Source organism: Desulfuribacillus alkaliarsenatis (assembly GCF_001730225.1).
Taxonomy (GTDB): Bacteria; Bacillota; Bacilli; order Desulfuribacillales; family Desulfuribacillaceae; genus Desulfuribacillus; species Desulfuribacillus alkaliarsenatis.
In genome coordinates, this window is record NZ_MIJE01000012.1 from 1 (window position 1) to 3,695 (window position 3,695).

Here is a 3,695-nt window from a genome sequence, read left to right on the forward strand (position 1 = left end):
TTAGATATTTTGACATGACTGCTCTCCTCAATTCATTGCCACCAGCTATTTAAACGTACCAGTGACTATGATGGAAAGCAATTAATAAAAAAGAGGAAAACTGATTTTCTTTCAGTCTTCCTTAATGTTTATATAACTATCTCTATTAATTTGTAATGTAAAAATCCATACAGGTGGATACCGATATCCACAAGTAGTTATTACCCCGGGTTTACCTAACTGATATGGAAATTCATTTTACAATTGAGGTTGCTAATTTATTTAGTTCATTTTTAATTATCTATAGTAGAGATTTCCCGACATAACGTCGGGAATCATGCCATATTAGATGGATTCCCGAACCTATAGTTCGGGAAAAAACAAGTTATCCGACATTCCCTCGCAAGTATCTCAAAGTAGTATTGGAAAGGAGGTGGAAAAGATGGATTTTGAAAAATTTAGAAAAGATATAATTGAATCAAAAATCAAGGTAGACGGACTTAATGTTAAAATAATTGAAAAACTTCCAGAAAATTATAATGACATGTCCAGAAACGAATTAAATCATACAAGAATGATTAACCTTATATGCGACATTTTAGAAGAATATGATAAAAGAAAAAATAGCTAAATTAGTTTTTAGACTTCAATAAGGCTATTTCTCTTTCTAATTCATCTAATCTTATTAAAGTATCATATAAAAATTGCCAGTCAAATTCGCCAAATTCTTTAGAGTACCCTCTTTTTTCTAATAGGGGGTATAAATCTTTTAGTGCTATTCGTTTATATTTATTGCTATTTTCAAGCATATAAATTCTCCTTTAATAATTATTCACTCTTAATTCTCGCACTATATCAAGTATCTGTTTTGATAGTTCGCATACATGGGGTACATGATAATGGTTTTCATCAATATTGTATCTTTGTACCCTTTGCAATTCTTTTATCTGTTCTTCTAATACTTTTTTATAATCCATAGGCTCACCATTGTTCCATTTATATTTACCCATATCTATTTTAACTTCCATTGGGTTACAATTCACTTCAACACCATCACGAGCATTGTTACGAACAGCATTGCAGTATTCTTCATACTGTTCATATTGGACAGTTTTTTCTTTATTCATATAAATTCTCCTTTAATTATAATAACCCTATTCTAGTATCTCAAAGTAGCAATGGTTGCAGGAAAGAGCAGGGTAGTAGGGTTGAAAAAAAATAAAAACCACAAAAACAATTAAATAAAAAGAACCCACAGGTTAGTGTGAGTTCTTTTGGCAAATTAAATTAAAAAGAAAGCGACAGATATTAAAATATCTGCCCTTCCAAATGATTGTTTAAGTGAAGCCCGTAGCTTCTATTTGATACTATTAACAATACTACATTTTATTATCTTTGTCAAACATTCTATATGAAATTTGGGAATTAATTGCTCCATTGATTCTCGTCATAATTCTATTGCTAACAGTTTTAGGTTTAGGCGGGCAAATAACCCTTTGTTTGCTAATTGATATTATATTAAATATATTAGCCCAATGAAACTTATCTCCTGTCAAACCTTTTATTTTACCTATTTTAACATAGATAGATAAATTTTTATTCTTTGGCTCTTGACTTGTAATGGGTAATATCAACACTCTTTTGTTACTCTGAAAGCTGTTTCTAAGAACAATACTAGTATGTTGACCACCAAACTCGTCCCCAATATTAAATCCTAAATCTACTAGGATAACATCTCTACGTCTTAAATCAGGAATTGAACTTAATTCAAAAGTTGGCTCTTCTTTAACTTTATTTGTTTTGACTTTTAGCCATTCCAGATACAATTGAATTTTTTCTAATCTCTCATTGTCATTAGTGTCATCAACTAAATTATTTAATAATTGGTATACTTGGTTGCACAATAATTTTATTTTTTGCTTATCTGACGTTTTAATTTTTAATTCTGTCATACTCCACCTCCCATCTGTCATACAAATTTCGACAGAAAGAAGGAAAATCCTGCATATTATTTTATTTTATGTTAATATAAATGCAGAAAACAGGAAAATAAGGGAAACACGTTAAAAAACAAAAAAGATTTAAAATAACAAGGGTTTAAAATAAACAGACCAAAACCAACACGTTAAGGAACGTCGGATAACAAACGGTTACCGACATACGCTTACTGTGAGTTGATATGTAAGAGCGTACATCGTTAACCTAGGACGTTAGGCGACAGACTCTGCATTTACCGCGCGTCCTGCGCGGGGAATAAGGGTATTTTCTATTACTTGTTGAATTATAGGGCAGAAGAGTTAGGGGAATGATTTGATAAATGAATAATACTCTTAGGACAAAGATTAAGAAATATTCAGCCTTTTTGTTAATTGCAATTATTGTTGCTAGTGTCGCATATCTTATAGTTTACAAAGTTTCATTTTTACCAAATGGATATGATATTGTTGAAGTGCAAAACGATAGTATAACGTTGAAATCATTCAATGTGGTAGGAATTGAAAAGAATATTAAAACCGTAAGTTTTTCAGAAAAAGACACTTGGAAGATTGATGCCATAGATTATGAAGTAAATAGACAAAAAGAATTTTTATGGATACTCTTTGTTGCGGTAACTATGTCCATAATTTTATTTGTTTATAAGCTTTGTAATGGAATGAAATTATGGAAAGCAATTTTTGAAAGTAATATTATTATTTCTGCTTTGCCTTTATACGTTATTATTACCTCTGTGAACAGGATAAGGGATTTAATTTCCTGATTACTAAACTAACGCACCCGTTAGTTTAATCGTTATTATATTTTACATGGAATAGCCTAGCTATTGAACATTATAATTAAGACAAAAGGGGAAATTCAACTAACTGAGAGCGTTAGCTCAATATTTTGTATTTGTTAGGAGAAGAATATTTGGACTAATATATCATTTGATAACAACACTGGGGGTCATGGATATGAGGGTGGTTTTAGAATTACTTCGAATTATCATTATTATTGCTGTACTATCTACAATATTAGGATATATTCCTCACTTTATATATTCAGAACTTGGTATAAACACTGATCGATATGGTTGGGCTTCAATGATTGGTGTATTCATCTTGATTTTTGTTTTATATAGGAACAGATTGCAATTCAGTGGGTGGTACAAAGGAAAAGGAAGAGAAAAACTACCTAAAAGAGTGTCTAGAATATTAATACTTGGCGCTATTGTCTTATTATTAGCTCCACTGATGCTTCATTTTTTATTGAGCTGAGCAATAATGGGGTAAGTTGGTAATCTTATAGATAAACTGTTTATTACACTAATTAAAGTGGCTATTAAATACAGTTAAGGCCGCAGCGTCCTGCTGCTCTTGACTGAGGGGCATAGTCCACGCCTAACAACGCAGTCCTACTAGAGTGCGGAAGATATAGAAACATGAAGAAACGCAAAGTTATATAAGCACGAAGCAACTGCCGCACTACATCCCTGAGCCTAACCGAGACCAGCTAAAGAAAGTCAAATGTTTTTTAATATTATTAAATAACAAATATCTAGTAAAAAAGGGAATAAGAAATAAGACTATGATATTTACCATAAATCTAAAAAGTATCAGACTTATAATTAGATATTAGCTTGCTTTTAAAAGTATTGAATTTTTATAATTTATAATGTGTTGCTCACTTGAATATTCTACAAAAGGTTTACAATCGCGCAATACAGCAAAAATATACTT

6 protein-coding genes are annotated in these 3,695 nt (G+C 31.0%); 3 read left to right on the forward strand and 3 right to left on the reverse strand.

Translation table 11 applies throughout. The features are described 5' to 3' along the window. Nucleotides 1-421 precede the first annotated feature (421 nt). Complete coding sequence (locus BHF68_RS07185; RefSeq protein WP_069642983.1) at nucleotides 422-610, forward strand: hypothetical protein; 189 nt, start codon at nucleotides 422-424, stop codon at nucleotides 608-610. Between the two features lies 1 nt (nucleotide 611). Here BHF68_RS07185 and BHF68_RS15365 read toward each other — a convergent pair whose 3' ends face one another. The 3 genes from BHF68_RS15365 to BHF68_RS07195 all read right to left on the reverse strand — a co-directional run bounded on the left by BHF68_RS15365 (nucleotide 612) and on the right by BHF68_RS07195 (nucleotide 1,931). After that, on the reverse strand, nucleotides 612-788 hold the full coding sequence (locus BHF68_RS15365) for a hypothetical protein (protein WP_176719896.1): 177 nt from the start codon (nucleotides 786-788) through the stop codon (nucleotides 612-614). Between the two features lie 12 nt (nucleotides 789-800). Continuing rightward, nucleotides 801-1,106 carry a hypothetical protein gene (locus BHF68_RS07190; protein ID WP_069642984.1) on the reverse strand — a complete coding sequence of 102 codons (306 nt, stop codon included), beginning with the start codon at nucleotides 1,104-1,106 and terminating at the stop codon, nucleotides 801-803. A 252-nt stretch (nucleotides 1,107-1,358) separates the two neighbouring features. After that, on the reverse strand, nucleotides 1,359-1,931 hold the full coding sequence (locus BHF68_RS07195; RefSeq protein WP_069642985.1) for a type II toxin-antitoxin system PemK/MazF family toxin: 573 nt from the start codon (nucleotides 1,929-1,931) through the stop codon (nucleotides 1,359-1,361). Nucleotides 1,932-2,296: 365 nt separating this feature from the next. On the opposite strand from BHF68_RS07195, the gene BHF68_RS07200 reads away from it, so the two are divergent. Both BHF68_RS07200 and BHF68_RS07205 read left to right on the forward strand, forming a co-directional pair. Then, on the forward strand, nucleotides 2,297-2,737 hold the full coding sequence (locus BHF68_RS07200) for a hypothetical protein (protein ID WP_069642986.1): 441 nt from the start codon (nucleotides 2,297-2,299) through the stop codon (nucleotides 2,735-2,737). 193 nt (nucleotides 2,738-2,930) lie between these two features. Further along, nucleotides 2,931-3,233 (forward strand): hypothetical protein, encoded by a 303-nt coding sequence (locus BHF68_RS07205; protein WP_069642987.1) that lies wholly within the window; start codon nucleotides 2,931-2,933, stop codon nucleotides 3,231-3,233. The last annotated feature ends 462 nt before the right edge of the window (nucleotides 3,234-3,695 follow it).